General features: G+C 32.6%; 24 protein-coding genes. 7 read left to right on the forward strand and 17 right to left on the reverse strand.

The window, feature by feature from the left end; translation table 11 throughout:
- Nucleotide 1: 1 nt before the first annotated feature.
- From B6K90_RS12390 to cyoE, 4 genes are all read right to left on the reverse strand, one after another.
- Nucleotides 2–625 carry a cytochrome (ubi)quinol oxidase subunit III gene (locus tag B6K90_RS12390; RefSeq protein WP_088013072.1) on the reverse strand — a complete coding sequence of 208 codons (624 nt, stop codon included), beginning with the start codon at nucleotides 623–625 and terminating at the stop codon, nucleotides 2–4.
- Complete coding sequence (gene ctaD, locus B6K90_RS12395) at nucleotides 625–2,481, reverse strand: cytochrome c oxidase subunit I (protein ID WP_088013073.1); 1,857 nt, start codon at nucleotides 2,479–2,481, stop codon at nucleotides 625–627. The genes B6K90_RS12390 and ctaD overlap by 1 nt, the downstream gene beginning before the upstream one ends.
- Nucleotides 2,482–2,513: 32 nt before the next feature.
- Entirely contained in the window at nucleotides 2,514–3,554 is a 1,041-nt protein-coding gene (gene coxB / locus B6K90_RS12400; RefSeq protein WP_088013074.1) for a cytochrome c oxidase subunit II, read from the reverse strand.
- Nucleotides 3,555–3,649: 95 nt separating this feature from the next.
- Nucleotides 3,650–4,570, reverse strand: a complete 921-nt coding sequence (gene cyoE, locus B6K90_RS12405; protein ID WP_088013075.1) for a heme o synthase — start codon at nucleotides 4,568–4,570, stop codon at nucleotides 3,650–3,652.
- Nucleotides 4,571–4,971: 401 nt separating this feature from the next.
- On the opposite strand from cyoE, the gene B6K90_RS12410 reads away from it, so the two are divergent.
- Complete coding sequence (locus B6K90_RS12410; protein WP_088013076.1) at nucleotides 4,972–5,907, forward strand: COX15/CtaA family protein; 936 nt, start codon at nucleotides 4,972–4,974, stop codon at nucleotides 5,905–5,907.
- Nucleotides 5,908–6,011: 104 nt separating this feature from the next.
- Here B6K90_RS12410 and pyc read toward each other — a convergent pair whose 3' ends face one another.
- The 3 genes from pyc to B6K90_RS12425 form a co-directional block, all read right to left on the reverse strand.
- Nucleotides 6,012–9,461: a pyruvate carboxylase gene (gene pyc / locus B6K90_RS12415; protein ID WP_088013077.1), complete on the reverse strand. Its 3,450-nt coding sequence runs from the start codon at nucleotides 9,459–9,461 to the stop codon at nucleotides 6,012–6,014.
- 81 nt (nucleotides 9,462–9,542) lie between these two features.
- A complete protein-coding gene (locus tag B6K90_RS12420; RefSeq protein ID WP_088013078.1) occupies nucleotides 9,543–10,685 on the reverse strand; it encodes an FtsW/RodA/SpoVE family cell cycle protein in 1,143 nt (380 codons plus the stop codon).
- A 176-nt stretch (nucleotides 10,686–10,861) separates the two neighbouring features.
- Complete coding sequence (locus B6K90_RS12425; protein ID WP_056468514.1) at nucleotides 10,862–11,152, reverse strand: YlaN family protein; 291 nt, start codon at nucleotides 11,150–11,152, stop codon at nucleotides 10,862–10,864.
- A 334-nt stretch (nucleotides 11,153–11,486) separates the two neighbouring features.
- Here B6K90_RS12425 and B6K90_RS12430 point away from each other — a divergent pair, with 334 nt between their 5' ends.
- Nucleotides 11,487–11,975, forward strand: coding sequence for a hypothetical protein (locus B6K90_RS12430; RefSeq protein WP_088013079.1), 489 nt, complete (start codon nucleotides 11,487–11,489; stop codon nucleotides 11,973–11,975).
- 68 nt (nucleotides 11,976–12,043) lie between these two features.
- Here the strand turns inward: B6K90_RS12430 and B6K90_RS12435 are convergent, their stop codons facing one another.
- Nucleotides 12,044–13,372 carry a PhoH family protein gene (locus B6K90_RS12435; RefSeq protein WP_056468520.1) on the reverse strand — a complete coding sequence of 443 codons (1,329 nt, stop codon included), beginning with the start codon at nucleotides 13,370–13,372 and terminating at the stop codon, nucleotides 12,044–12,046.
- A 158-nt stretch (nucleotides 13,373–13,530) separates the two neighbouring features.
- Nucleotides 13,531–13,986, reverse strand: a complete 456-nt coding sequence (locus tag B6K90_RS12440; protein ID WP_088013080.1) for a pyridoxamine 5'-phosphate oxidase family protein — start codon at nucleotides 13,984–13,986, stop codon at nucleotides 13,531–13,533.
- Nucleotides 13,987–14,139: 153 nt separating this feature from the next.
- Here B6K90_RS12440 and B6K90_RS12445 point away from each other — a divergent pair, with 153 nt between their 5' ends.
- A complete protein-coding gene (locus B6K90_RS12445; protein WP_088013081.1) occupies nucleotides 14,140–14,340 on the forward strand; it encodes a YlaI family protein in 201 nt (66 codons plus the stop codon).
- 221 nt (nucleotides 14,341–14,561) lie between these two features.
- Here B6K90_RS12445 and B6K90_RS12450 read toward each other — a convergent pair whose 3' ends face one another.
- The 3 genes from B6K90_RS12450 to typA form a co-directional block, all read right to left on the reverse strand.
- The gene (locus tag B6K90_RS12450; protein WP_088013082.1) at nucleotides 14,562–14,834 is read right to left on the reverse strand and encodes a hypothetical protein; all 273 of its coding nucleotides are present in this window, start codon (nucleotides 14,832–14,834) and stop codon (nucleotides 14,562–14,564) included.
- Between the two features lie 29 nt (nucleotides 14,835–14,863).
- Entirely contained in the window at nucleotides 14,864–15,181 is a 318-nt protein-coding gene (locus B6K90_RS12455) for a YlaH-like family protein (RefSeq protein WP_235821791.1), read from the reverse strand.
- A 147-nt stretch (nucleotides 15,182–15,328) separates the two neighbouring features.
- Nucleotides 15,329–17,176, reverse strand: a complete 1,848-nt coding sequence (typA, locus tag B6K90_RS12460; RefSeq protein WP_088013115.1) for a translational GTPase TypA — start codon at nucleotides 17,174–17,176, stop codon at nucleotides 15,329–15,331.
- A gap of 199 nt (nucleotides 17,177–17,375) precedes the next feature.
- On the opposite strand from typA, the gene B6K90_RS12465 reads away from it, so the two are divergent.
- Nucleotides 17,376–17,561 (forward strand): DUF5325 family protein, encoded by a 186-nt coding sequence (locus tag B6K90_RS12465; RefSeq protein ID WP_088013083.1) that lies wholly within the window; start codon nucleotides 17,376–17,378, stop codon nucleotides 17,559–17,561.
- An 88-nt stretch (nucleotides 17,562–17,649) separates the two neighbouring features.
- On the opposite strand, the gene B6K90_RS12470 is transcribed toward B6K90_RS12465, so the two are convergent.
- Both B6K90_RS12470 and B6K90_RS12475 read right to left on the reverse strand, forming a co-directional pair.
- On the reverse strand, nucleotides 17,650–18,453 hold the full coding sequence (locus B6K90_RS12470) for an inositol monophosphatase family protein (protein ID WP_088013084.1): 804 nt from the start codon (nucleotides 18,451–18,453) through the stop codon (nucleotides 17,650–17,652).
- A 216-nt stretch (nucleotides 18,454–18,669) separates the two neighbouring features.
- Entirely contained in the window at nucleotides 18,670–18,858 is a 189-nt protein-coding gene (locus B6K90_RS12475) for a hypothetical protein (protein ID WP_056468536.1), read from the reverse strand.
- A gap of 195 nt (nucleotides 18,859–19,053) precedes the next feature.
- On the opposite strand from B6K90_RS12475, the gene B6K90_RS12480 reads away from it, so the two are divergent.
- Complete coding sequence (locus B6K90_RS12480; RefSeq protein ID WP_088013085.1) at nucleotides 19,054–19,683, forward strand: YktB family protein; 630 nt, start codon at nucleotides 19,054–19,056, stop codon at nucleotides 19,681–19,683.
- A 217-nt stretch (nucleotides 19,684–19,900) separates the two neighbouring features.
- Here the strand turns inward: B6K90_RS12480 and B6K90_RS12485 are convergent, their stop codons facing one another.
- Complete coding sequence (locus B6K90_RS12485; protein WP_088013086.1) at nucleotides 19,901–20,170, reverse strand: UPF0223 family protein; 270 nt, start codon at nucleotides 20,168–20,170, stop codon at nucleotides 19,901–19,903.
- A 274-nt stretch (nucleotides 20,171–20,444) separates the two neighbouring features.
- On the opposite strand from B6K90_RS12485, the gene B6K90_RS12490 reads away from it, so the two are divergent.
- Together B6K90_RS12490 and B6K90_RS12495 are read left to right on the forward strand one after the other, a co-directional pair.
- Nucleotides 20,445–21,896, forward strand: a complete 1,452-nt coding sequence (locus B6K90_RS12490; protein ID WP_088013087.1) for an aminotransferase class I/II-fold pyridoxal phosphate-dependent enzyme — start codon at nucleotides 20,445–20,447, stop codon at nucleotides 21,894–21,896.
- A gap of 153 nt (nucleotides 21,897–22,049) precedes the next feature.
- Nucleotides 22,050–22,874, forward strand: a complete 825-nt coding sequence (locus tag B6K90_RS12495) for a protein-glutamine gamma-glutamyltransferase (RefSeq protein ID WP_235821794.1) — start codon at nucleotides 22,050–22,052, stop codon at nucleotides 22,872–22,874.
- A gap of 173 nt (nucleotides 22,875–23,047) precedes the next feature.
- Here the strand turns inward: B6K90_RS12495 and B6K90_RS12500 are convergent, their stop codons facing one another.
- Both B6K90_RS12500 and B6K90_RS12505 read right to left on the reverse strand, forming a co-directional pair.
- Nucleotides 23,048–23,170 carry a GapA-binding peptide SR1P gene (locus B6K90_RS12500; protein WP_088013089.1) on the reverse strand — a complete coding sequence of 41 codons (123 nt, stop codon included), beginning with the start codon at nucleotides 23,168–23,170 and terminating at the stop codon, nucleotides 23,048–23,050.
- 166 nt (nucleotides 23,171–23,336) lie between these two features.
- On the reverse strand, nucleotides 23,337–23,630 hold the full coding sequence (locus B6K90_RS12505) for a DUF3055 domain-containing protein (protein ID WP_088013090.1): 294 nt from the start codon (nucleotides 23,628–23,630) through the stop codon (nucleotides 23,337–23,339).
- Nucleotides 23,631–23,747 lie beyond the last annotated feature (117 nt).

Genomic DNA, 23,747 nt, shown 5'->3' on the forward strand with positions numbered 1-23,747 from the left:
CTTATCCCACCATTCCCATTAAGTATACTACTGTAAAGATGAAAATCCATACTACGTCGATGAAGTGCCAGTATAAACTAGCAACATAAAACTTCGGAGCGTTGTATAAATTTAAACCTCTTCCACCATTTCGAAGCATTAATGTAGTGATCCATAGTAAACCAACAAATACGTGGGCACCATGAGTACCTACTAATGTATAGAATGAAGAACCAAATGCACTACTCTTAATTGTAAAATGATATTCGTGCATATAGTGTCTAAATTCGTAAATTTCTAATAATAAAAATCCTAGACCTAATAAAACAGTAATACCTAACCATAGCATCATCTTTTTGTGTTCAAAGTTTTTCATGTGGTACATTGCATAAACACTTGTAAGAGAAGATGTTAAAAGTAACATTGTAGCAATGAATACTAATTTTGGTTCGAACATTTCTGCAGCACTTGCTCCACCAGCAGTAGAGTTTCTTAATGCTAAGAAAGTACCAAATAATGATGCGAATAATACTGTTTCTCCACCAAGAAATAGCCAGAATGCTAAGAACTTATTTTTACCTTCTTCTGTAGCTTTTTCAGGGTTATGAGGAAAAGTTTCAGCCGTAAATTTTTGATTCATTTCCATTATGCCTTAACCCCCTCTTCAGCTATATCTTCTTTGTGGATATGGAATCCATGATCATCGATCCAAGAACGTAAGAACATTGATCCAAATGTGATAAATAAACCAAGAACTAATACACCAACAGCTGTGTGGTTTTTAAGTTGGTCATTATACATTGCACCAAATGAAGCAATAAATAAGCCAAGTGACATAACAAACGGTAGAATAGATGAGTTTGGCATATGAATATCACCTAATGGTTCGGCAGGTGTCATTTTGCCGTCTCCTTCTATTTTTTCTACCCATAAAGCATCTAATCCACGTACATAAGGAATTTGAGCAAAGTTATATTCTGGTGCTGGAGAAGAGATTGACCACTCAAGTGTACGACCAACACCCCAAGCGTCTCCTGCAGCTTTTTCACCTTTAACTGCTGTATAGATAACATTAATTACCATAATGATTGTTGCTACTCCCATGAACATAGCTCCGATAGTACTAATCATGTTTCCAGTATCTAAGCCTTGTCCTGGTAAATATGTAAAGTAACGACGAGGCATACCCATTAAACCTAAGAAATGTTGGATGAAGAAAGTTAAATGGAAACCAATAAAGAATAAAGCGAAAGTAAGTTTACCTAATTTTTCATTTAGGATCTTACCAAACATTTTAGGCCACCAATAGTGTGCACCTGCAAATAAACCAAATACTACCCCACCTACGATTACGTAGTGGAAGTGAGCTACTACGAAATAACTATCATGGAATTGATAGTCAGCAGGAGCAACTGCGTTCATGATACCAGTTACTCCACCTAATACGAAAGATGGAATAAATGCAACTGACCAAAGCATTGGCGTTGTAAATCGAATTTGTCCGCCCCACATAGTTAATAACCAGTTAAAGATTTTAACCCCTGTAGGAACTGCAATTGCCATTGTTGCAACTGCGAAGATTGCATTTGCTACTGCACCAAGACCATCTGTAAACATGTGGTGAGCCCACACCATGAATCCTAAGAAACCGATTAATACTGTAGCGAATACCATTGAAGAATATCCGAATAATCTTTTCTTAGAGAATGCTGGAATGATATCAGAGAAGATACCAAATGCTGGTAATATAAGAATATATACCTCTGGATGACCGAAAATCCAGAATAAGTGTTCAAAGATCATTGAGTTTCCACCTAAAGATGCATCAAAGAATGCAGTTCCAAATAGGCGGTCAAACATTAATAGCGCTAACCCGATTGTTAATGCCGGGAACGCAAATAAAATAAGTGCTGATGTTACAAATACTGTCCAAGTAAATAGTGGCATACGCATGTATGTTAACCCTGGAGCACGCATGTTAATAATTGTTGCTAGGAAGTTAATACCACCTGCTAGTGTACCTATACCTGAGACTTGCAGACCTAATAAGTAAAAGTCTACACCATGAGATTTACTTTGTAGAGCCAGTGTCGCATAAGATGTCCAACCTGCGTCTGGTGCTCCACCTAAGAACCAACTTAAGTTTAAGAAAACTCCACCAAAGAAAAATAACCAAAATCCTAAAGAATTCAAAAACGGGAATGCTACGTCACGAGCACCAATTTGTAAAGGTACTACCGCATTAAAAAATGCGAAAATCATTGGCATCGCCGCTAAGAAAATCATTGTTGTACCATGCATTGTTAATACTTGGTTATAAGCGTCACCGACTAAAAATGTGTTGTCTGGCTTAATCAATTGTATACGAATAAATAACGCTTCCATTCCACCTACTAAGAAAAAGAATCCGCCTGCTAATAAATACAGGATGGCAATTTTCTTATGGTCGACTGTCGTTAAGTAGTCCCACAATAGTGGTTTCTTTTTCGCTACAGAACTCACAGTATTACCCCCTTTGCTTCATGTCCATTAAATTATTTTGCAATTTTCAAGCTAGTTAAGTATGCAGTTAATGCATCAATCTCATCAGCTGATAAGTCACCATATTTACCTGTCATAAGGTTTCCTGGCTTCATAGCTTCAGGATTAGTTAACCATTTTTTGATGTTTGCTTCATTATTTTTAGCAATACCAGCAACCATATCACGATCACCGAAGTTAGCTAAGTTTGGAGCAAGTCTTGCAGCAGGTGGTCTTGTATCATTTGCATCTGCAGCATGACAACCAATACAGCTTTGTTTGAAGATTTTTTCACCTTCTTGTGCATCTGCTGTTACAGCTTGACCTTTTTGATTCTTCATATCTGCTAACCACTTATCGTAGTCGGCTTGACTTACAACTTTAACTTTAAATTGCATTAATGAATGTGAAGGACCACAAAACTCTGCACAGAACCCATTATATGTACCTTCTTTATCCGCTGAAAGCCACATTTTGTTTTCACCTTCAACGTTTGTATCAATCTTACCTGCTAATGATGGAACCCAGAATGAGTGTTTAATATCTTGACCTTTAAGGTTTAAGATAACTTTTTTACCAACTGGGATGTACATGTCTTGAGAAGTAACGAATTTTTGTTTTGGATACTCAAATTCCCACCAGAATAGATGAGCATTTACATTAATAACAATTGCATCCTTTTTCTTCTCATCTTTTCCTATTTGCTTCTCATCTGAAAGCTTAAACGTTTGTGATACTGTTGGAACTGCTAATACGATAAGTAAAATAACAGGAATAATAGTCCAAAGAAGTTCTAAAGTATGACTACCTTCTACTTGCTTAGGAATAATATTCTCTTGACCTTTACGATGACGGTATTTCACGATTACGTAAAGGAAAAGAACTGTTACAACAGCAACAACGAATACCATGATCAACGTACTTAGCTTCATAAGATCGTATTGCATTTTTGCTACTTCACCTTGAGGATTCAGTGTTGATTGATTTGCATGACCACATGCACTCAAAATAACTGCTATCAAGGAAATTAGCGAGACTAATCGCCAATGTTTCATAAGTATACTTCCCCCTCTTTCAATTTAAAGTGTTTCATTCTTATTTAAAAATAAGATTAAACAAACAGTAAAAAAATCCCCCGTAATACCCCTAATTAAAACGAAATTGTAAACACAATCATTGACATAAATAGAAGAGTTAAATAGTTAATGGAGTATATAAACATCAATTTAGAGAACTTTTGATCGTCCTTTTGTTTATAACAATATAATCCTAAAATAACCCATCCAATATTCAATATTGTTGCAAAAATAATAAATGGTAAACCTAGAGCTTGCATGTAAAATGGCAGTGGTAATAAACATAATACCCAGATCATCACTTGACGTTTCGTCATTTCAAATCCGTAAACCACTGGTAGCATTGGAATTCCCGCTCTTTTGTATTCTTCAGAACGTCTCATCGCAAGTGCTAAGAAATGAGGTGGTTGCCAAATAAACATGATTAAAAACAGCAACCAAGCAATTGGATGCAAATTCGCATCGATTGCTGCCCATCCAATTAATGGGGGTGCTGCACCAGATATACTACCTACTACTGTGTTTAACGTGTAATTACGTTTCGTCCAAAGAGTGTATAGTACGATATATGTAAATGCACCAATAAATGCATATACAACAGCCATTAAAGTTGTGAAAGCCATAAATGTAAAGCCCACAATTAATAAAAGAATTCCAATTGAAATTGTAACGCTCGGTTTAATATTACCGGTTACAGTTGGTCTGTTTTTAGTTCTCTCCATATAAGGATCAATATCACGATCAATATAGTTATTGATTACACATGATCCCGCAATAATAAGTGATGAACCAATTACAGTAATAATTGCTTTTGGTAAAGAATCTAATATATCTAATCCATTTATTTGGATTGCTAACCAGATACCTGTAAACGTTGTCAGTATATTAGAGTTTACAATCCCTATTTTCATTAAAGAAAGTAAATCTTTCTTTAGTGAACTAGAAGGATGATTAGTTTCTCCGTTATTAGAAACATTATTTGCTAATTGTTCCAAGGGTCAATCCTCCTCTGTTTTTACAAAACTTCATTTTTCATACCCATTTTTTAATGGTTCATAATGAGTTTTTAATTTAGACATACTTCTATTAAACTAAATATAATGAAATTTTTGTGATAAATATATGAACAAATTGTGTACGTTTCAAAAAAATTTTAACGTAAACAGCCTATCTTTTCAATACTAAATACTATTTAATTATAAAATTAATTATTTCTATATTTTAAAAATGAATACATCCAAAGTTAAGAAAAAACAAATATTATGTCTAAATATGAAGGTTACCTTTGAATTTTATGTCGTAATCTTATATGATATAGTAGTATTATTTGCAGAATAATTTTTTTAATAATTAAATTTTAAAATTATTATTATTTTATAAAAGTGGGTGGATATACTTGCTACGTGTTTTAAAAGGGGTATCGTTAATAACCTCGTTCATTCTTTTAATTGTTTTATTAGGTGGTGCACTTGTAACAAAGACTAATTCTGGACTCGGTTGTGGAAGATCATGGCCTCTTTGTAAAGGTCAAATTATTCCTGATCATCTAACTATTCAAACTGTAATTGAATTATCTCATCGTGCAGCATCAGGCCTTGCCGGGATATTTGTTTTATTATTAGCAGTGCTTGCTTGGATTGTAATTCCTCATAAAAGAGAAACAAAGTTTTTAGCAATCATTTCTTGTATTTTTCTAATTGCCCAAGCATTAATCGGAGCAGCTGCTGTTGTTTGGGGACAAATCCCAGCAGTAAAAGCAATTCATTTTGGTATTTCTCTAATTTGTTTTGCGGCAGTTGTCATGTTAACATTATTAATTTTTGAACGCGATCGCAATTACCAGAAAAATTCTTTTTATGTCGGGAAAAGAATGAAATTTCATACTTACGGTTTATGGATTTATTCATACTTAGTAGTTTACACCGGCGCACTTGTTCGTCACGAAAATGCTAGTTTAGCTTGCCCAAGCTGGCCACTTTGCAGTAAAGCAAACAACGGTATTCCTACACAAGTTCATGAATGGATTCAAATGGGGCATCGATTTGCTGCTTTTCTTTTATTCGTCTGGATCATTATTGCATTTGTACATGCTTTTAAATACTATCGTAATGAACGTGGCATTTATCTTGGGTGGTTTGTATCTTTAATTTTAGTTACACTTCAAGTAATTTGTGGAGCAGTTATTGTTATTACAAACCTAAATATTTATGTTGCATTAACACATGCTATTTTAATCTCGTGCTTGTTTGCAATATTTAGTTTCCAAAGTTTAGTTTGTACAAGAAGTAAAAACTCAAATTCTGAGTTACTTCAAAATAAAAATATCTCCTAAAAAAAGGTATTTCTTCCACTTAATTGTAGAAGAAATACCTTTTTTAATCAGTTAAATTGGAAGCGAAGAAGAGTATTACATACTCTTCCTTTAGCTCGCACTTTTTATCTTTGTTCTAATTCTATTAACAGATCACCTGTAGAAATACTTTCTCCTGATGTAATTAGAATGTCTCTTATTACACCAGTAAATGGAGATTGGACAGTTGTTTCCATTTTCATCGCTTCAGTAATTGCTAAAGTTTGACCTTTTTCAACTACATCTCCCTTTTTAACAAGTACATTTAACACAGTACCTGGCATTGTTGCGTTTATATGGTTTGGATTACTAGTATCGCCTTTTCTTTTTTGAACGACTGTAGATTTGACTGAGTAATCTTTTACCACTATTTCTCGCGGCTGACCATTTAATTCAAAGTATATAACTCTTGTTCCATCAGGCTGAGCTTGACCAATCGAAACAAGTTTAACAATCAGTGTTTTACCACGTTCAATGTCTACTTTAATCTCTTCATCTAATTTCATTCCATGGAAGAAAGTAGGTGTATCAAGTACAGATAAGTCTCCATAGCTTTCAACATTTTTTTGATAGTCCATAAATACTTTAGGGTATAGACAATAAGCTAATATATCAAAATTCGTAACCTGACGATTTAACGTTTTGAATAAATACTCCTCAACGTCTTTAAAATCGATTGGTTTTAAAGTCTCCCCAGCTCTTTCAGTTAATGGTTGTCTACCTTTTAAGATGATACGTTGTAAGCTCTTTGGAAATCCACCATGAGGTTGTCCTAATTTTCCTTCAAAAAACTCTATAACTGAATCAGGAAAATCGATATTTTCCCCTTTTTCATATACAGAATCTTCATCTAAATTATTTTGAACCATAAACAATGCCATATCTCCAACTACTTTAGAAGATGGTGTTACTTTAACGACATCCCCAAAAAGTTGATTTACCCTACCGTACATATCTTTTACTTCTTCAAATCGGTCTCCTAAACCAACACCTTTAGCTTGTTGTTTTAAGTTAGAATACTGACCACCTGGCATTTCATGTTGATAAACTTCTGTATGTGGTGAAACCATACCACTTTCGAAACTACTATAATACTTACGAACGCCTTCCCAGTAGGTTGATAATTGTTCTAAGCCGTTTATATTTAAGTTCGTCTCATTATTTGAACCTTGAAGAGCATAATATAAACTATTTGCACTTGGCTGAGAAGTTAATCCAGACATACTTCCAATAGCGATGTCTACAACATCAACACCTGCTTCAATTGCTTTTACATATGTGTATAATCCATTTCCACTCGTATCATGAGTATGTAAGTGGATTGGTAAATCTACTGTATCCTTCAATTCACTAATTAACGAATAAGCAGACTGAGGCTTTAATAAACCTGCCATATCCTTAATAGCTAAAATATGTGCACCAGCCGATTCTAAATCCTTTGCAAGCTCTTTATAATAAGCTAGATTATATTTTGTTCTAGTTGGGTCTAATATATCTCCTGTGTAACAAATCGATGCCTCAGCAAGCTTTCCACTCTCTCTTACAGCATCAATTGCAACTTCCATCCCTTTAATCCAATTTAAACTATCAAATATTCTAAATACATCGATACCAGCTTGAGCTGATGCTTCAATAAATTTTTTCACAAGGTTATCAGGGTAATTTTTATAACCAACTGCATTTGATCCACGTAAAAGCATTTGGAATAATACATTTGGAACTTGCTCTCTTAAATTTAATAATCTTTCCCATGGATCTTCATTTAAGAAACGGTACGCTACATCGAAAGTCGCTCCGCCCCACATTTCCATAGAGAATAAGTTAGGTAATAATTTTGACGTTTGTTCTGCTACTGTAATTAAGTCCTTTGAACGAATTCTCGTTGCAAGTAGTGACTGGTGAGCATCCCTAAACGTTGTATCTGTAAATAAAACATTTGGCTGATTTTTTAACCACTTCGAAAATTCATCTGCACCTAATTTATCTAATAATTGCTTAGTACCACTTTCAGCACTTTTAATATGATTTACATTTGGAATGATAATATCATCATAAACTGGTTTTTCTTTTACCGATATTCCTGGAAATCCATTCACTGTTACATTTCCGATATAATTTAATAATTTCGTTCCTCTGTCTCTTCTTTTAGCAAAAACAAATAATTCCGGAGATGAATCTACAAACGAAGTATTATACTCACCAGACAAGAAATCTGGATGCGTCATAACATTTTCTAAAAATGGAATATTTGTTTTAATACCACGGATACGGAATTCTTTTAAATTTCGATTTAACTTCGCAATTGCGCCTTCAAATGTTAATGCATGCGTCGTTACTTTTACTAATAATGAATCATAATACGGTGTAATAACAGCACCTTGGAAGCTGTTTCCAGTATCTAACCTTACACCAAAACCACCACCTGAGCGATAAGCCATAATTTTTCCTGTGTCAGGCATAAAATTATTAAGTGGATCCTCAGTTGTAACACGTGCTTGTATAGCAAAACCAATTCTCGGAATCTCATCTTGTAATGGAATTCCTACTTTATCACTATGTAAACTATTACCTTGTGCAATTAAGATTTGAGTTTGAACAATATCAATCCCTGTAATCATTTCAGTAATCGTATGTTCAACTTGTACACGAGGATTCACCTCAATAAAATAAAAATCATTACCGGAAACTAAAAATTCGACTGTCCCAGCATTTACATATTCTACTTCTTTCATCAACTGAACAGCTGCATCACAAATTCTATTTCTAAGATCTTCACTAATCGAAGTACATGGTGCAACTTCAACTAGCTTTTGATGTCTTCTTTGAATTGAACAGTCACGTTCAAACAAATGAATGATATTCCCTTGGTTATCCCCTAATATTTGAACTTCAATATGCTTTGGATTTTCAATATATTTCTCAACATAAACCTCATCATTACCAAAAGCAGCTTTTGCTTCAGACTTAGCACGCTCGTATGCATCTTTTAATCCTGCATTCGTTCGAACAATCCTCATTCCACGACCGCCACCACCTAGAGCAGCTTTAATAATAATCGGGAATCCATAAGTTTCACCAAATTCCTTTACATCATCCAATGACTCTACTGGACCATTGCTACCTGGTATAATTGGCAAATTGGCTTGTAGAGCTTGCTGCTTTGCTTTAATTTTATCTCCAAAAATATCTAAATGTCTTGAATATGGTCCGATAAAAATAATGCCCTCTTCTTCACATCTCTCGGCAAATTTAATATTTTCTGATAAGAATCCATATCCTGGATGTATTGCATCTACGCTGTTTTTCTTTGCAATTTCAATAATACCTTCAATATCTAGATAAGCATCAATTGGCTTTTTACCTTTTCCAACTATGTATGCTTCGTCAGCTTTATAACGGTGATATGACCCTTCATCTTCTTTAGAATAAATACCAACTGTTCTAATTCCTAACTCAGTGCAAGCTCGAAAAACTCGAATTGCAATTTCACCTCGGTTAGCGACTAGAACCTTTTTAATCTGTTTCGTGTAAGTCATTTTTAAGCCTCCTGTATTTATGAAAGATAATTATCAATAAATTAAGAATAAACTTTTTCAAAATGCATTTTTTTGAAGATTTTATAAAGTTTCTTTATTAATCTTATTTCGTATTGAAATATTCATTAAAATACCAACCATGGAAAGCATAACGATTAACGAAGTTCCTCCATAACTAACAAAAGGCAAAGGAACACCTGTAAGTGGAATTAACGAAGTAACTCCTCCAATATTTACAAATGATTGTATGACGATAATTGCACTAATACCAGTAGCCAATAATGAATCAAAAGAATCCTTTGATTGATGCGCTATTAGCAATCCTCGCCAAACAATTATGAATATACATAAAATAACTACAATTACTCCTATTAATCCTGTTTCTTCACCGATTATTGCTAGAATAAAGTCAGTATGAGGCTCAGGTAAGTAACCTAGTTTTTGAATACTTTTTCCTAATCCAACTCCTGTAAAGCCACCATTTGCAAATGCGATTAGTGAATTTACGATTTGAAATCCGATTCCTTGAGCATAATCAAACGGATTTCGGAATGCTAAAAATCGATTAACTTGTACATCTGTTAAGCCGATTCCTAAACTGATACAAATACTAATTAATGGATATAGAAATACAATCCCACCAACGAATAATAGAATTAATCTCTTAACAATAAAACCACTACAAAATGATACTACAGCGCAAGCACCTATTATTAATATAGCTGTACCAGTATCCGGTTGTAATCTCAATAAGATGATATACAGGGCTACTATACTCCATGGAGCAAATAGCATTTTCCAGTTCTTTGTAATTCGCTTTTGTCTTTTGGAGTACCAACCTGCTAGAAGAATGATTGATCCTAATTTGATTAGCTCGGCTGGTTGAATTCCAAACACCCAGCTTTTTGCGTTATTTCTAACTTCACCAAATAAAAGAACTGCAATAAGTAATACAATACTTACTACAACATTTAATAACAAAGCAATTCTTTTTCTAAAGAAAGTTGCAGGTAAAAACATTAAAAATACAAATGCAAACATCCCTACTTCAAAAGCAATTAATTGCTTTTGAAAGAAATAGTCACTAGGCCAATGTTCACTTTGATAACGAATGGATGGTAGTGGCGAACTTGCACTATACACCATAATTAATCCAAATAAACATAAAACTAATAATGGAACAAAAATCATATAATCAATATTTTTTAGATATTTTTTTAACATTACTTAATCATCCCTGCTTTGATTAATTATACTTTATGTATTCAACTATTTTGACAAATTCCCTTTATAAATAAAAATATTGTAACATAGATTAATAGATTTATTGCTTATAACAATTAAAAAAATTTACAAAAAAAAGCTCAAACATTTTTTGTTTGAGCTTTTGTTACTAATAATTATTTATTCTTTTGATCTGTAAACGCTTCATGCAGAGCAGATAGTTGACGCTCAAGTTCAGAAAGAAGTTCTTTACCTTGTTCTGCTTCAATTAAACCTAATCGAGAAGCAAAATCAATCTCTCTTGATAATCCAAACATTTGAGTATCTAAAACCTCTTCATATAGAGGGCATTGTGGCATCGTTAAATGATCAAGTTGCACATTTATTAATTTTAAAATTTTTTCAGCATCTTTTTTTAATAATTCAAATGCTTTATCTTTGTAATCTGTTACAGCATCAGACCTCAATTTTCTCCCTCCGCTTCCGTACAAGCTATCTATTTAATATTATAGTTCTTTTGATGAAAAATCAACTTAAATCATAAGTTTTGCAAATATGTATTTTAGAAAATTATTTTTTTGCAACAGTTTATTTATTAAAATTTTCTTATTTAAGAATGTAGTACTAAATAATGAACTAATTTCTTCAAAAAAAGCACACTCAGAATAATGACAATATCTATGATAAAACTATTTAAAAAACTTAAATGAAAATAAGAGCTATTCTGTTCAATTGATTGTCTTTTTACATAGAATAGTCGTACACTATAGTAAGACTTAGTACATAGAAGGGGTTTTTTTTATGAGTGATGTTTTTCAATTAACAGGTAATGTGGAGTTTCCGTTAACGATTGATCCAAGTGTTTGGATTTTTGATGACAGAAAGGTTAAGTTAGAGAGTTTGTTAGCTGGTGATTTAAAAAAGGTTGATGAGCTTGAGCAATATACTAAAAGTGTTTCAAAGCATTGGGACCGTGAAATTGTTGAAGGTGCAAAGGTTGATAATAGTCCTTTATACGCTACTCAAAAAAAAGAATGGCTTAAGGAATCGTATGCAATGCCATTTTCTTATTTTATAGATAATAGTAAACCGAAAAATCGTGATTCAGAAGTTACGATTGAAACAGAAGGTGAGCTAATAAAATTACCGTTTGAAACTGTATATGAAAGTTATTTAGCATTTTCGTACAATGGTAAGAGAATCATTGAAGACGGTCCAGTACATTTATATTTTGTTGATGGCTCAAATAAGGAAACACCAATCACTTCAATCAAGAAAATTATTTTGTAGTTTAAAACAATACAACATCTTACCGACTGATTTTGGTAAGATGTTGTATTTTGTAAGCCAATATTTAATTACAATATATCCGCTGCAAGTTGTGCAATTGATGAACGTTCACCTTTTATTAATTTTACATGTCCACTTATTTTTTGATCTTTAAATTTTTCAACCACATAAGTTAATCCATTATTGTATTCATCTAAATATGGATGATCAATTTGTTCTGGATCCCCCATTAAAACAATTTTACTCTTATCACCAACGCGAGTTAAAATCGTTTTTACTTCATGTCTAGTTAGATTTTGTGCTTCATCGATAATAATAAATTGTTCTGGGATACTTCTACCTCTTATATAAGTTAAAGCCTCTACTTCAATTGAACCCATTCCAGCTAATATGGCATCAAGTTCACCTGGCTTTTTCGTATTGAATAAGTATTCTAGATTATCATAAATCGGCTGCATCCAAGGTCGAAGTTTTTCATCCTTTTCACCTGGTAAATAACCAAGATCCTTTCCAACAGGAACAATTGGTCTAGCTACTAATAATTTTTTATAGCTTTGTAGGTCCTCACTTTGCATTAAACCCGCTGCTAAAGCTAATAATGTTTTTCCTGTACCTGCTTTACCAATCAATGTAACTAAAGGTATATCGTCTCGAAGTAGTAATTCTAAAGCCATGGACTGTTGTGCATTTCTTGGTCTAATGCCCCAAATATGTTCATTCGAGAAAACAAATTTCTTAATTTTAGTACCCGTTTTATCAACAACTCCAAGAGCTGAGCTTTTACCACCGAGAGCATCCTTTAATACAATAAATTGATTAGGATAAAATGGATGGTTGGCTATATCTGAAACTGGAAGTTCTGTCTTCTCGTAAAACTTGTTTAATAAATCTGTATTTATGTAATACTCTAGATAACCGGTATAAATATGATCAACTTCAACTACCCGATCACTTAAATAATCTTCAGCAAGTAAATTTAATGCATCCGCTTTTACACGAACTAATGTATCTTTACTAACTAAAATCACTGTTTTTCCACTTTCTTTTGCTTCTTCTTCAAGTGATAAGTTTTTTGCAACAGCTAAAATGCGGTTATCGTTCGTTTTTTCAACAAAGATCTCTTGCAATTGTTGAAACGAGCGATGATTTAACTCAATTCTAAACGAACCACCATTTTCAAGAGGAATACTTTCATGTAATTTCCCTAGTTCTCGAAAGCTATCAATTAATTTAGATACATACCTAGCATTACGACCAACTTCATCCATATATCTCTTCTTTGAGTCTACTTCCTCTAATACAACAGCTGGTACAACAACTTCATTATCTTCAAATGAAAAGATTGCTAGTGGGTCTTGCAGTAGTACATTGGTGTCGAGAACATATATTTTACTCAATCCTTAACCTCCTGACTAAAAATAACTCAGATTAGAATAATTAGTTTTAATTCTAAATTGATTGGTCTTACATATGGTTACTAGTCGAAGAATGGACGAACCGTTAATATATTATATGAATTTCTCTCTACTTTAGAATATGTTTTAATGCTTAAAGCTCAAGTGGCCCTAAGACCATTTAATACAGCTACATCTAATTTTTTTGCAGCTCTCTCATCATAAGTTTTTTCGTACTCTGGTTCAACAGTTATTTTTGACCCATAAAACAATATATTTTTCACTTCATTAATTTCTACTTCTATACACGCTAATTTTAATGGAATCCCAGGCATTTGCTTTGTTAAAATTTTTGCATTACCTGAAATGCTATAAACTGTTTCATTTGAAAATAAGCTTAATGATACTCCTTCAACTTCTTCAATATTTGTTATAATTGCAGATCTTTGATCTACCGCAAAACGAATCGTCTTGTCATCTAAAGCAGCAAGCCAAGAAATTGCATTCGTAACTGGAGCATTCTTTTCGGAGTTAAAAGTACTTAAAAAAACAATCTTTTCTTTATTGCAATCTTCAAATAAGCTTGGTGACAATGTTTTCTCAATACTGTTTACCATCACTATTTCATCTCCTTCAAATAAAGAGTATACTAATATAATTCAAAGTTTATTGAAAACTTCCTGCTAAAACCACTGTTTTCTAAAAATATATTCTAAAACCTGTTATAATTATGTTAACTTAAGTTCCATATATAAGGAGAGAAATTTCACATGAGAGTTAAATGCATGATTTGTGATAAAAGCGAATCGATTAGCGATGAATCACCTATCGCAAAAAAATTAAGAAATCGTCCAATCCATACATATACATGCTCTGAATGTTACGATCGAATTAAAATAAAAACAGAACAAAGAATTGCAACAGGAAAATTCCGTTTCTTAAAACCTGTTAAGGACAATGACGAGTGGTAATTAAATCATGAAAAATGAAGTCGTTTGGGCTTCTTTTTTTTGGGAGAAAAATTATTCAATTTATCCTCCTAGTCGCTATTTGATACAAATGGAAAACGATCAATCAGTAATGAAAATCAAAATCACGCGGGCTAATTTTATAGTGTAAAAAATTTGGAAATAAGCCGCCAATCTCATTTCTTACTACACAACGTAAAAAAACCTAGATTAATTCTAGGTTTTTAATACTTCTCCGGATTAACTTTTACTTGATCTAAAAAACAATCAATCATTTCAATTGGAAAGCGCGTAGTACGCTCTTTTTCTGCTTGTGTAAATGTGATTAAATAAAAATCTTCCATTTTTTCTATTTTTACATTTGATACTTGATGGTCCTCTTTTAAAATCGAATCAAACATTTCATACGTCTCTTTAGCAGCTTCATCCGAAGGCCTACCTTCATATATTACTTTTATCGTTAACCAATTATATAAAGCGTCCTGAACAGATTTCATCTAAATACCAACTTTCTATAAGTGTTACGTTATGTAGTAGCATTATTCTTTTTTGATTGATGTAAACGAATCTTATAAACACCTAATACGAAAACACTTGCAAGTAAAGCTTCCACGATTGGTATCCTTAAAGCTAAGAAAGTAAGGAAACTACATCCGATCATAAGTAAAACATAAATGATTAAACTTTTAAGGATGCTCAATTTTTTTGCGAAACCTAAATGATATACCACAATACATAGTACAACAATTAAACCATATAATATCCACATTGAAAGATGAATATCATGAGTTATATTTATTAACTGTGTTATAACAAATTCAAATCCCTTTGGAGCCTTTTCCAAATCCATATCCCCCTATTTAATAATAAAACCGAATACTTCTATTCGTTTCAGACAGTCTTAAAAATCAAATTTTGTACTTTGTCTACAAAAATGAAACCGACTATTATCTAGTCGGTTTTATTATATCATAATTATTTTTAAATTTAATTAGTCTTGTTCAGCGTATTTTTTCTTTTTCGCTGCACGCTCACGCTCATTTTTATCAAGAAGCTTTTTACGTAAACGAATTGATGTTGGAGTAACTTCACAGTACTCATCATCGTTTAAGTATTCTAAAGACTCTTCAAGCGTCATAATACGTGGTTTTTTCATTGTTGTTGTTTGGTCTTTGTTCGCTGAACGGATGTTAGTAGCGTGTTTAACTTTAACAACGTTTACTGATAAATCATTATCACGGTTGTGTTCACCAACAATCATACCATCATAAACATCTGTTCCTGGCTCAACGAAAATTACACCACGGTCTTCTAGACCCATAATTCCGTATGTTGAAGCTTTACCAGTTTCCATTGAAACTAATACACCTTGACGACGTCCACCAACTTGACCTTGAATAGCTGGTTGGTAGCTATCAAATGAATGGTTAATGATTCCATAGCCACGAGTTAAAGTTAAGAACTCTGTAGTATAACCAATTAATCCACGAGCTGGTACCATAAATGTTAAACGAACTTGACCGTTACCATTATTTACCATGTCTCTCATTTCACCTTTACGAGCACCCATAGATTCCATAATTGAACCAGTATACTCTTCCGGTACATCGATTTGTACATGCTCAACCGGCTCACATCTTACTCCATCAATCACACGAATAATAACTTCTGGTTTTGAAACTTGAAGCTCATATCCTTCACGACGCATGTTTTCGATTAAGATTGATAAGTGAAGCTCACCACGTCCACTTACGATCCATACATCAGGAGAATCTGTGTTTTCTACACGTAAACTTACGTCTGTTTGAAGTTCTTGTAATAATCTTTCTTCGATTTTACGAGATGTCACAAATTTACCTTCACGACCAGCAAAAGGTGAGTTATTAACTAAGAATGTCATTTGTAGAGTTGGCTCATCAATACGTAAAATTGGAAGTGCTTCTTGTTGTTCAGCAGGACATACTGTTTCACCTACATTGATATCTTCCATTCCAGATACTGCTACTAAGTCACCAGCTTGTGCTTCTTGGATTTCGATACGCTTTAATCCTATAAATCCAAACATTTTCGTAATACGGAATTGTTTAACTGATCCGTCAAGTTTCATTAATGCAACTGATTGACCAACTTGCATTGTCCCGCGGAAAATACGTCCGATACCAATACGACCAACATAGTCATTATAGTCTAATAATGTTACTTGGAATTGTAATGGCTCTTCACTATTATCGATTGGAGCTGGAATATGCTCAATAATTGTATCAAATAAAGCATTCATGTTTGGTTCTTGTTTAGTAGGATCAGATTCTAAGCTAGAAGTTCCATTGATTGCTGAAGCGAATACAACAGGGAATTCTAATTGATCTTCGTCTGCGCCTAATTCGATAAATAAATCGATTACTTCGTCAACAACTTCATCAGGACGTGCGAAGTCACGGTCGATTTTATTTACTACTACGATAGGTGTTAAATGTTGTTCTAAAGCTTTTTTCAATACAAAACGAGTTTGAGGCATACATCCTTCATATGCATCTACAACTAAAAGAACACCATCTACCATTTTCATGATACGTTCTACTTCTCCACCAAAATCGGCGTGTCCAGGTGTATCCATAATGTTAATACGTTTTCCTTCATATTGAATAGCCGTATTTTTAGCTAAAATTGTAATTCCACGTTCACGTTCTATATCATTAGAGTCCATTGCACGTTCATTAACGTTTTCGTTTGAACGGAATGTACCTGATTGTTTTAATAACTCATCAACTAACGTTGTTTTCCCATGGTCAACGTGCGCAATAATTGCTATATTGCGTAAATCTTCTCTTTTTTTCAAAATATATTCACTCCTAAAATGTCTACACATCTATTTTCATTATTAACTAAAACATTATAGCACATGCACACGGAAATATATCAAGAAAATGTTTAATCAAAAATATAATTATTAATAAAAATTAAGTAAAGATTTACTTTTTTCAAATTTACATCCGATTCGACAAAGAGTAAAATAAGAATTATGAACAGGAGGATTCACCATGTCTAGCATAAAATTTAGGCTTTTCTGTGTAGCAACATTATCCGTAATCTTCTTAATTCTAGTTGGTATTATGCTAGCAGAACTAAGTACTATTGGCGCTATCATTTCACTAATTATTTCAATATCTTTAGTTGGTTATGGTTTTTCTTTACGTGCTAAATTAAAAAGAGAAGGCAAGTTATAGACTTACCTTCTTTGAAAATCAATTTTTTTGAACACTGTCTACACACTAAAAAGAAGGCAAGTTACAAACCAAACTTACCTTCTTTTTATTATTTTTGCAGAAATTCAATATAATCTGTGAGTAATTCTTTATGAATCGAAGCGTTACTTACTAGCACAGAACTTTTTTTAAGAATTGAAAGGCTTTCATTTTTGAGAGTAGTACATATTCCGCCTAGTTCTTCAACAATAATTTTACCCGCGGCAAAATCCCAAGGTGATAATCTTGGGGTGATATATGCATCAATCCTTCCCATTGCCACATAGACCATTTCCATCGCTGCAGATCCATATGACCTACTTCCTCTAACTCTTCGAACAAGATTACTTAATTTTTCATGATTTAAATAACGATTTTTTGTTAACCAAATAGCATTTACAGCTACAATAGCCTCTTCTAATACTACATTTTTCAAAGGAGTTAATTCAAGATCATTTAAATACGCTCCTTCTCCTTTTTTAGCAAAATATAGTTCATTATGTATTACATCCATTATAAATCCCATTATACCGATTCCATTTTCATAAATACCTAAAGAAATCATAAAATTACGTTTTTGATGAACAAAATTCATTGTTCCATCGATTGGGTCAAGAATCCATACAATCCCATTTACTTGATCCAATTCATCGCCTTTACCTTCTTCACCTAGTAAGTAATGATTTGGAAATTTCTTTTTTATTTTTTCATAAAAGAATTTTTCAATTTCTTCATCCTTATTTGTTACTAAGTCATTTTCGTTTGATTTTGTATTTATTGTTATGGAGTCGTATAAAGAGCTTTTAATATTTTCAGCTGCCTCTTGAAGCAAATTCCTCGCGAATTGTTCAATTTCTTTCCAATCTACATTCATATTTAAACACTCCAAACTCTACGTGCTAAAACTTGTAATATTATGGTCCTGTTTATCAGTTTACCAATTTTATCCTAAAAAAACCTAATGAAATGATTTTTATTTAATGATGAGGAACTATTTTGGAGGGTGGGCATACGATAGACCATTGGGCTTTAGTGGAAGAATGAGCACACAGAAAAACGAACCTATTTAAAGGTTCGGTAAATAAACTCGCTAAGCTTCTAGACGAATTAATTCTAATCTTAATAATTCTAATTTCTTCTTAGATTCAATCATTGCTTCATTATCATTGACTGTCATAGCATCGAATAGTGTAGCTAATTCGTAATCTAATTCTAATCTAAGTACAGGAATTCTCTTTTCTGCATCAGTTCTTTTTAACGCATTAATCACTTGTCTCATCATTATCCCTCCATAGAATATAAGTTGGCAAAACAAATTGTAAAAGTTAATTAACGAAATTTTCTGATTTTTATCTTGCTACTAATATATGTTATTTAAGCTTATAATGTAACTATTTTATGAAGAAACATATTACCCATTTGTTTTGGACAAACATGGTATACTAATTAGAGAATGTAACTAGGGGGTTCGAAAATGACTCAAACTTTTTTTAAAGAACGTGATTTTGAAATATTTACAACTGACTCAACATTAGAAACTAGAATGAGTGCTATACAAAATGAAATTCAACCAAAATTTAAAGAAATTGAAGAAGAAATATTACCATTTTTAAATGTACAAACTGATCAAATCTTTTTTGGCCATATTGCTAAGCATGCTCGTCGAACTGTGAATGCTCCAAAAGATACTTGGATTGCTTTTGCAACAAATAATCGTGGATACAAGATGCTTCCTCATTTCCAATTTGGACTTTGGGGTACTCACCTGTTTGTTTATTTTGGAATTATTTATGAAAGTCCAAATAAGCAATCGATTGCCATTAACTTTGAAAAGAATAAAAATAAACTTTACAAAATGATTCCGAAAAATTTTGTTGTATCATATGATCATATGAAGCCTGATGTGATACAAAAAAGTAAAATGACTAAAGATGAATTCAATAAAGGTATCCAAAGATTTCATGATGTAAAAAAAGCAGAATACCTATGTGGGATTACAATTGCAAAAGATGAAGCTATTACACTTACAAAGGAAGAACTGATCCAACGTATTATAGAAACATATAATACTTTAATTCCTTTATACAAGATAAGTATAAACTGAATTAATATAAGTGTTGTTTAATTATACATATGTGAAAAACAAAAGTCTATGCCCATTCTTTACACATTTTTCGACAGGACGAAATATGAACTTGATTTACATAGACATACATACGTATGAAAAGCCCACTTGAAGGTAGTCAATGATCCTTTAGTGGGCTTTTATTTTTACTAAAAATTTTTTTACTATTTAAGACTTAAACATTATTTTATTAGTACTACATTTTAATTTTATCACCAGGAGCACCATTTTTTGCTTTTTGCATGACTCTATAAGCAGAATACCCTGAAATCTCCTCTAACTCATTACATAAATTTTTTTCTTCTGCAATACTAGGTACAATTGATTTAAACTGTTTGTATGTAGCCATTAATTCTTCACGATCTATTCCCTTTTCATAAGCTTTTTCCACTGATGTGTAGAATTTTATTACTTCAATTGTCTCATCTGTTGTCCAATCATATGAAATGGGGTATTGGTAATCCATTTACTTCACTCCTACTTTTCTAATTAATTCCATTTTATCACATTTTTCAAATTCCATTCTTATTTTCAAAATTGATATAATTCCATTCAGATGAATAAAATTTCATAACTTTATAATATTTTTCTATACAGAAAATTCATAGAATGATATAATCTTTTTGTTTTTCAAATGAAGGTAAGACAGTTTTTAACTTAATGAGAGTAAACAGTTGAATTGTTTACAAACATATCACTTCCGAAAAACACTATTATTCATTAAATGGGGTGTATGTTAAATGAAACAAATTGAAACGCCGTTATTTTCTTCTTTATTAGAACATGCAAAGAAGAACCCTATTCAATTCCATATTCCAGGACATAAAAAAGGAAATGGAATGGATCCAACATTTAGAGAGTTTATTGGTGATAATGCATTATCAATCGATTTAATCAACATTGCTCCTTTAGATGATCTACATCATCCAAAAGGTAAAATAAAACAAGCACAAGATCTTGCAGCAAAAGCTTTCGGTGCTGACCACACATTCTTTTCAGTTCAAGGCACAAGTGGAGCGATTATGACAATGGTAATGAGTGTTTGTGGACCTGGCGATAAAATTATCGTTCCAAGAAATGTTCATAAATCTGTTTTATCTGCTATCATTTTCTCAGGCGCTACACCAATCTTTGTTCATCCAGAAATTGATAGTGAATTAGGTATTTCACATGGTATTACAACAAACGCAGTAAAAGAGGCTATTTTAAATAATCCTGATGCAAAAGCAGTATTAGTCATTAATCCTACATACTTTGGATTTGTAGCAGATTTAAAAAGCATTGTAGAATTAGCTCATTCACATGGCTTAGCTGTATTAGTAGATGAAGCGCACGGCGTACATATTCATTTCCATAACGAATTACCGATCTCAGCAATGCAAGCAGGGGCTGACATGGCCGCTACGAGCGTACATAAGCTTGGTGGCTCTATGACTCAAAGTTCCATTTTAAATGTAAGAGAAGGCATTGTGAATGTCCACAGAGTACAATCCGTACTAAGCATGCTGACAACTACTTCAACATCCTATTTATTACTTGCTTCATTAGATGTTGCAAGAAAGAGGTTAGCAACTGTTGGTGAAGATTTACTAACTAATACTATTAGACTAGCAAATAATGCACGAAATAAAATTAATTCAATCAATGGATTATATTGCCCTGGTTATGACTTAGTTGGTAAAGAGGCTACATTCAATTTTGATCCTACTAAACTATTAATCAGTGTAAAAAAACTAGGTATAACGGGCCATGACGTTGAGGTTTGGTTAAGAGAGCGATTTAATATTGAAGTTGAAATGTCTGATTTATATAATGTTCTTTGCATTTTAACACCAGGTGATAGTGAAGAAGATATTCAGCAGTTAATTCATGCACTTGAAGTATTAGTAACTGAGTTTGAAATCTCTGAGCACAATACAAATTTAAACGTAGAGATCCCAACAATTCCAAATTTAGCAGTCTCTCCTAGGGATGCATTTTACTCTGAAACAGAATCTGTTCCACTTGAGGATTCTGTCGGTAGAATTATTGCTGAATTTGTAATGGTTTATCCACCTGGTATTCCAATCTTTTTACCTGGTGAAGAAATTACACTTGAAAATCTAGTTTATATTAAAAAGAATATTGAAGCGGGATTACCTGTTCAAGGTCCAGAAGACGAAGAATTATTAACGTTAAAAGTATTAAAATAACTAAAGCTTTCATGAAGAAACTAGGAAATGAATCCTAGTTTTTTTGTATTCTAAATCACATCTAAATTAAATAGGCATATGATAGGTAAGGTAATTATATTTATTCGCACGAAAAAACTGTTTTTATGTTAGGATGTGGACTAATTGATAGTCGTGAATAATAAAATTGTTCATGCTTCATTAAAAAATAGCGAAGATTCAAATAATAAACTATATCAAGAAATATTGACCAATTTAACAAATAGTAAAAAATCTCATATTTATAAATCGGACCGTGAATTATCTTTTGATTTAACAATTAGAACTTATATACTACAGGCTTCTAAAGACTTATTAACAAGCGGTATGCAATTTAGGGTTTTTAGAAGAGCGTATTGTAATCCTATGTTTTGGATTCGCACCCCAATGGGAGGATTTAGACTTAGGCCAGGCATAAGAGCTTCCATGGGAATTTATGATATTTTCCGCAACGGACAATTTTACGCAACAGAGTGTGCTACTGCAATCATAATGATATTTTACAAAGCCCTTCTAGATTTATACGGCTACGAAGTATTTGATCGACTATTCGATAACGGATTTTACTTGTACACATGGAATTACGACCCTAAATTAGCAATTTTAACATCTGAAGTAGATCGCCCAGCTCCAGGAGACGTTGTTTATATCAAAAACCCTCAAGTTGATCCAATGACCCCAGAGTGGCAAGGAGAAAATACTGTAACTATGGGAAGTAATTATTATTATGGTCACGGTATCGGAATACGTACACTACAAGAGATTATTTTCCATTTAAATATGCATAGATATCCTTTTGCAATGGTTTCTGCCTTTTTAACAAATTTAAATACTAGAATTGATTCTAACGAAATGGCTCAACATTTAAAGGATAATTCAAAATTAATACCAGTTACAACGAGAGAAGCTTCATCTGACGTTATAACTGCAAGAATTGGAGATCAAACTCAAATTGCATAAAGATAAAAGTGGGTGATTCTAAATTGAGTCTCCCTTTTTGTGCATTGATAAAACACGTTCTTACTCCTAAAGAAAAAACAATAAAAAAGCCACAAGGAAAAACGATTCCCTTGTGGAATTTCTTCATTTATAGATATCTACAGAAATTCATTTATGTTTTAACTAATTTTCAATTAGCAAACTTCATTATCAGCTGGTTCACACTCTTCACAGTTTTTAACGTAAAGAGTTGTTACTTTTTCATCCTCGAAATGACCTACTGTTTTTTCACAACATTTACATACGAACGTTCCCATCTTTGTAACCCCTTTCATAATGTTGTATCAATTAACTAACTTCATTATAATGTGTTATACTTATTTACGCAAGAGGTAAATAAGTATAACTTAAATTTTCTCATACTAGATTATTCAAGGGGTTTAATTAGGTGAGAGCTATTTAATTAGTATAACACATTTATTTTTATTCATAACTTTCCTCTATACTTGGTGACGGTAACCAGTCAACTATATATTCTGCGAGCTCCATTGCCTCTTCCTCACTTTTTAGTTTACATAAAAATTTCAACTGATTAGGAAATGAAACATCCTGTCGATCTAATACGATGCATTGTCTAGACTGCATACAGATGACGAGCGGCTTTCCAAAGAACATGTTCGTATATACAATACCAATATCGTATCTTGTATCGTTCGCAACGAAGCCAACAAATCGGACTCTTACATTTTCGTGATCATCATATAATTTTTCAAACATTGTATCACCCACTTCTAAAGAATTAGTATTGTAAGTTAATACATATGATGAAAAAATTAAATTCATACCGAATACTTGTCTAAAAATTTAAAATAATGTTATGATAAAAAAAGATTA

This window comes from Gottfriedia acidiceleris, from assembly GCF_002128425.1.
Lineage (GTDB): Bacteria > Bacillota > Bacilli > Bacillales > Bacillaceae_G > Gottfriedia > Gottfriedia acidiceleris.

Coding starts and splice junctions, on each gene's coding strand:
- B6K90_RS12390 (WP_088013072.1), bottom strand. CDS start 625: ATGGAAATGAATCAAAAATTTACGGCTGAAACTTTTCCTCATAACCCT.
- coxB (WP_088013074.1), bottom strand. CDS start 3,554: ATGAAACATTGGCGATTAGTCTCGCTAATTTCCTTGATAGCAGTTATT.
- pyc (WP_088013077.1), bottom strand. CDS start 9,461: ATGACTTACACGAAACAGATTAAAAAGGTTCTAGTCGCTAACCGAGGT.
- B6K90_RS12420 (WP_088013078.1), bottom strand. CDS start 10,685: ATGTTAAAAAAATATCTAAAAAATATTGATTATATGATTTTTGTTCCA.
- B6K90_RS12430 (WP_088013079.1), top strand. CDS start 11,487: ATGAGTGATGTTTTTCAATTAACAGGTAATGTGGAGTTTCCGTTAACG.
- B6K90_RS12440 (WP_088013080.1), bottom strand. CDS start 13,986: ATGGTAAACAGTATTGAGAAAACATTGTCACCAAGCTTATTTGAAGAT.
- B6K90_RS12445 (WP_088013081.1), top strand. CDS start 14,140: ATGAGAGTTAAATGCATGATTTGTGATAAAAGCGAATCGATTAGCGAT.
- B6K90_RS12450 (WP_088013082.1), bottom strand. CDS start 14,834: ATGAAATCTGTTCAGGACGCTTTATATAATTGGTTAACGATAAAAGTA.
- B6K90_RS12465 (WP_088013083.1), top strand. CDS start 17,376: ATGTCTAGCATAAAATTTAGGCTTTTCTGTGTAGCAACATTATCCGTA.
- B6K90_RS12470 (WP_088013084.1), bottom strand. CDS start 18,453: ATGAATGTAGATTGGAAAGAAATTGAACAATTCGCGAGGAATTTGCTT.
- B6K90_RS12475 (WP_056468536.1), bottom strand. CDS start 18,858: ATGAGACAAGTGATTAATGCGTTAAAAAGAACTGATGCAGAAAAGAGA.
- B6K90_RS12480 (WP_088013085.1), top strand. CDS start 19,054: ATGACTCAAACTTTTTTTAAAGAACGTGATTTTGAAATATTTACAACT.
- B6K90_RS12485 (WP_088013086.1), bottom strand. CDS start 20,170: ATGGATTACCAATACCCCATTTCATATGATTGGACAACAGATGAGACA.
- B6K90_RS12490 (WP_088013087.1), top strand. CDS start 20,445: ATGAAACAAATTGAAACGCCGTTATTTTCTTCTTTATTAGAACATGCA.
- B6K90_RS12500 (WP_088013089.1), bottom strand. CDS start 23,170: ATGGGAACGTTCGTATGTAAATGTTGTGAAAAAACAGTAGGTCATTTC.
- B6K90_RS12505 (WP_088013090.1), bottom strand. CDS start 23,630: ATGTTTGAAAAATTATATGATGATCACGAAAATGTAAGAGTCCGATTT.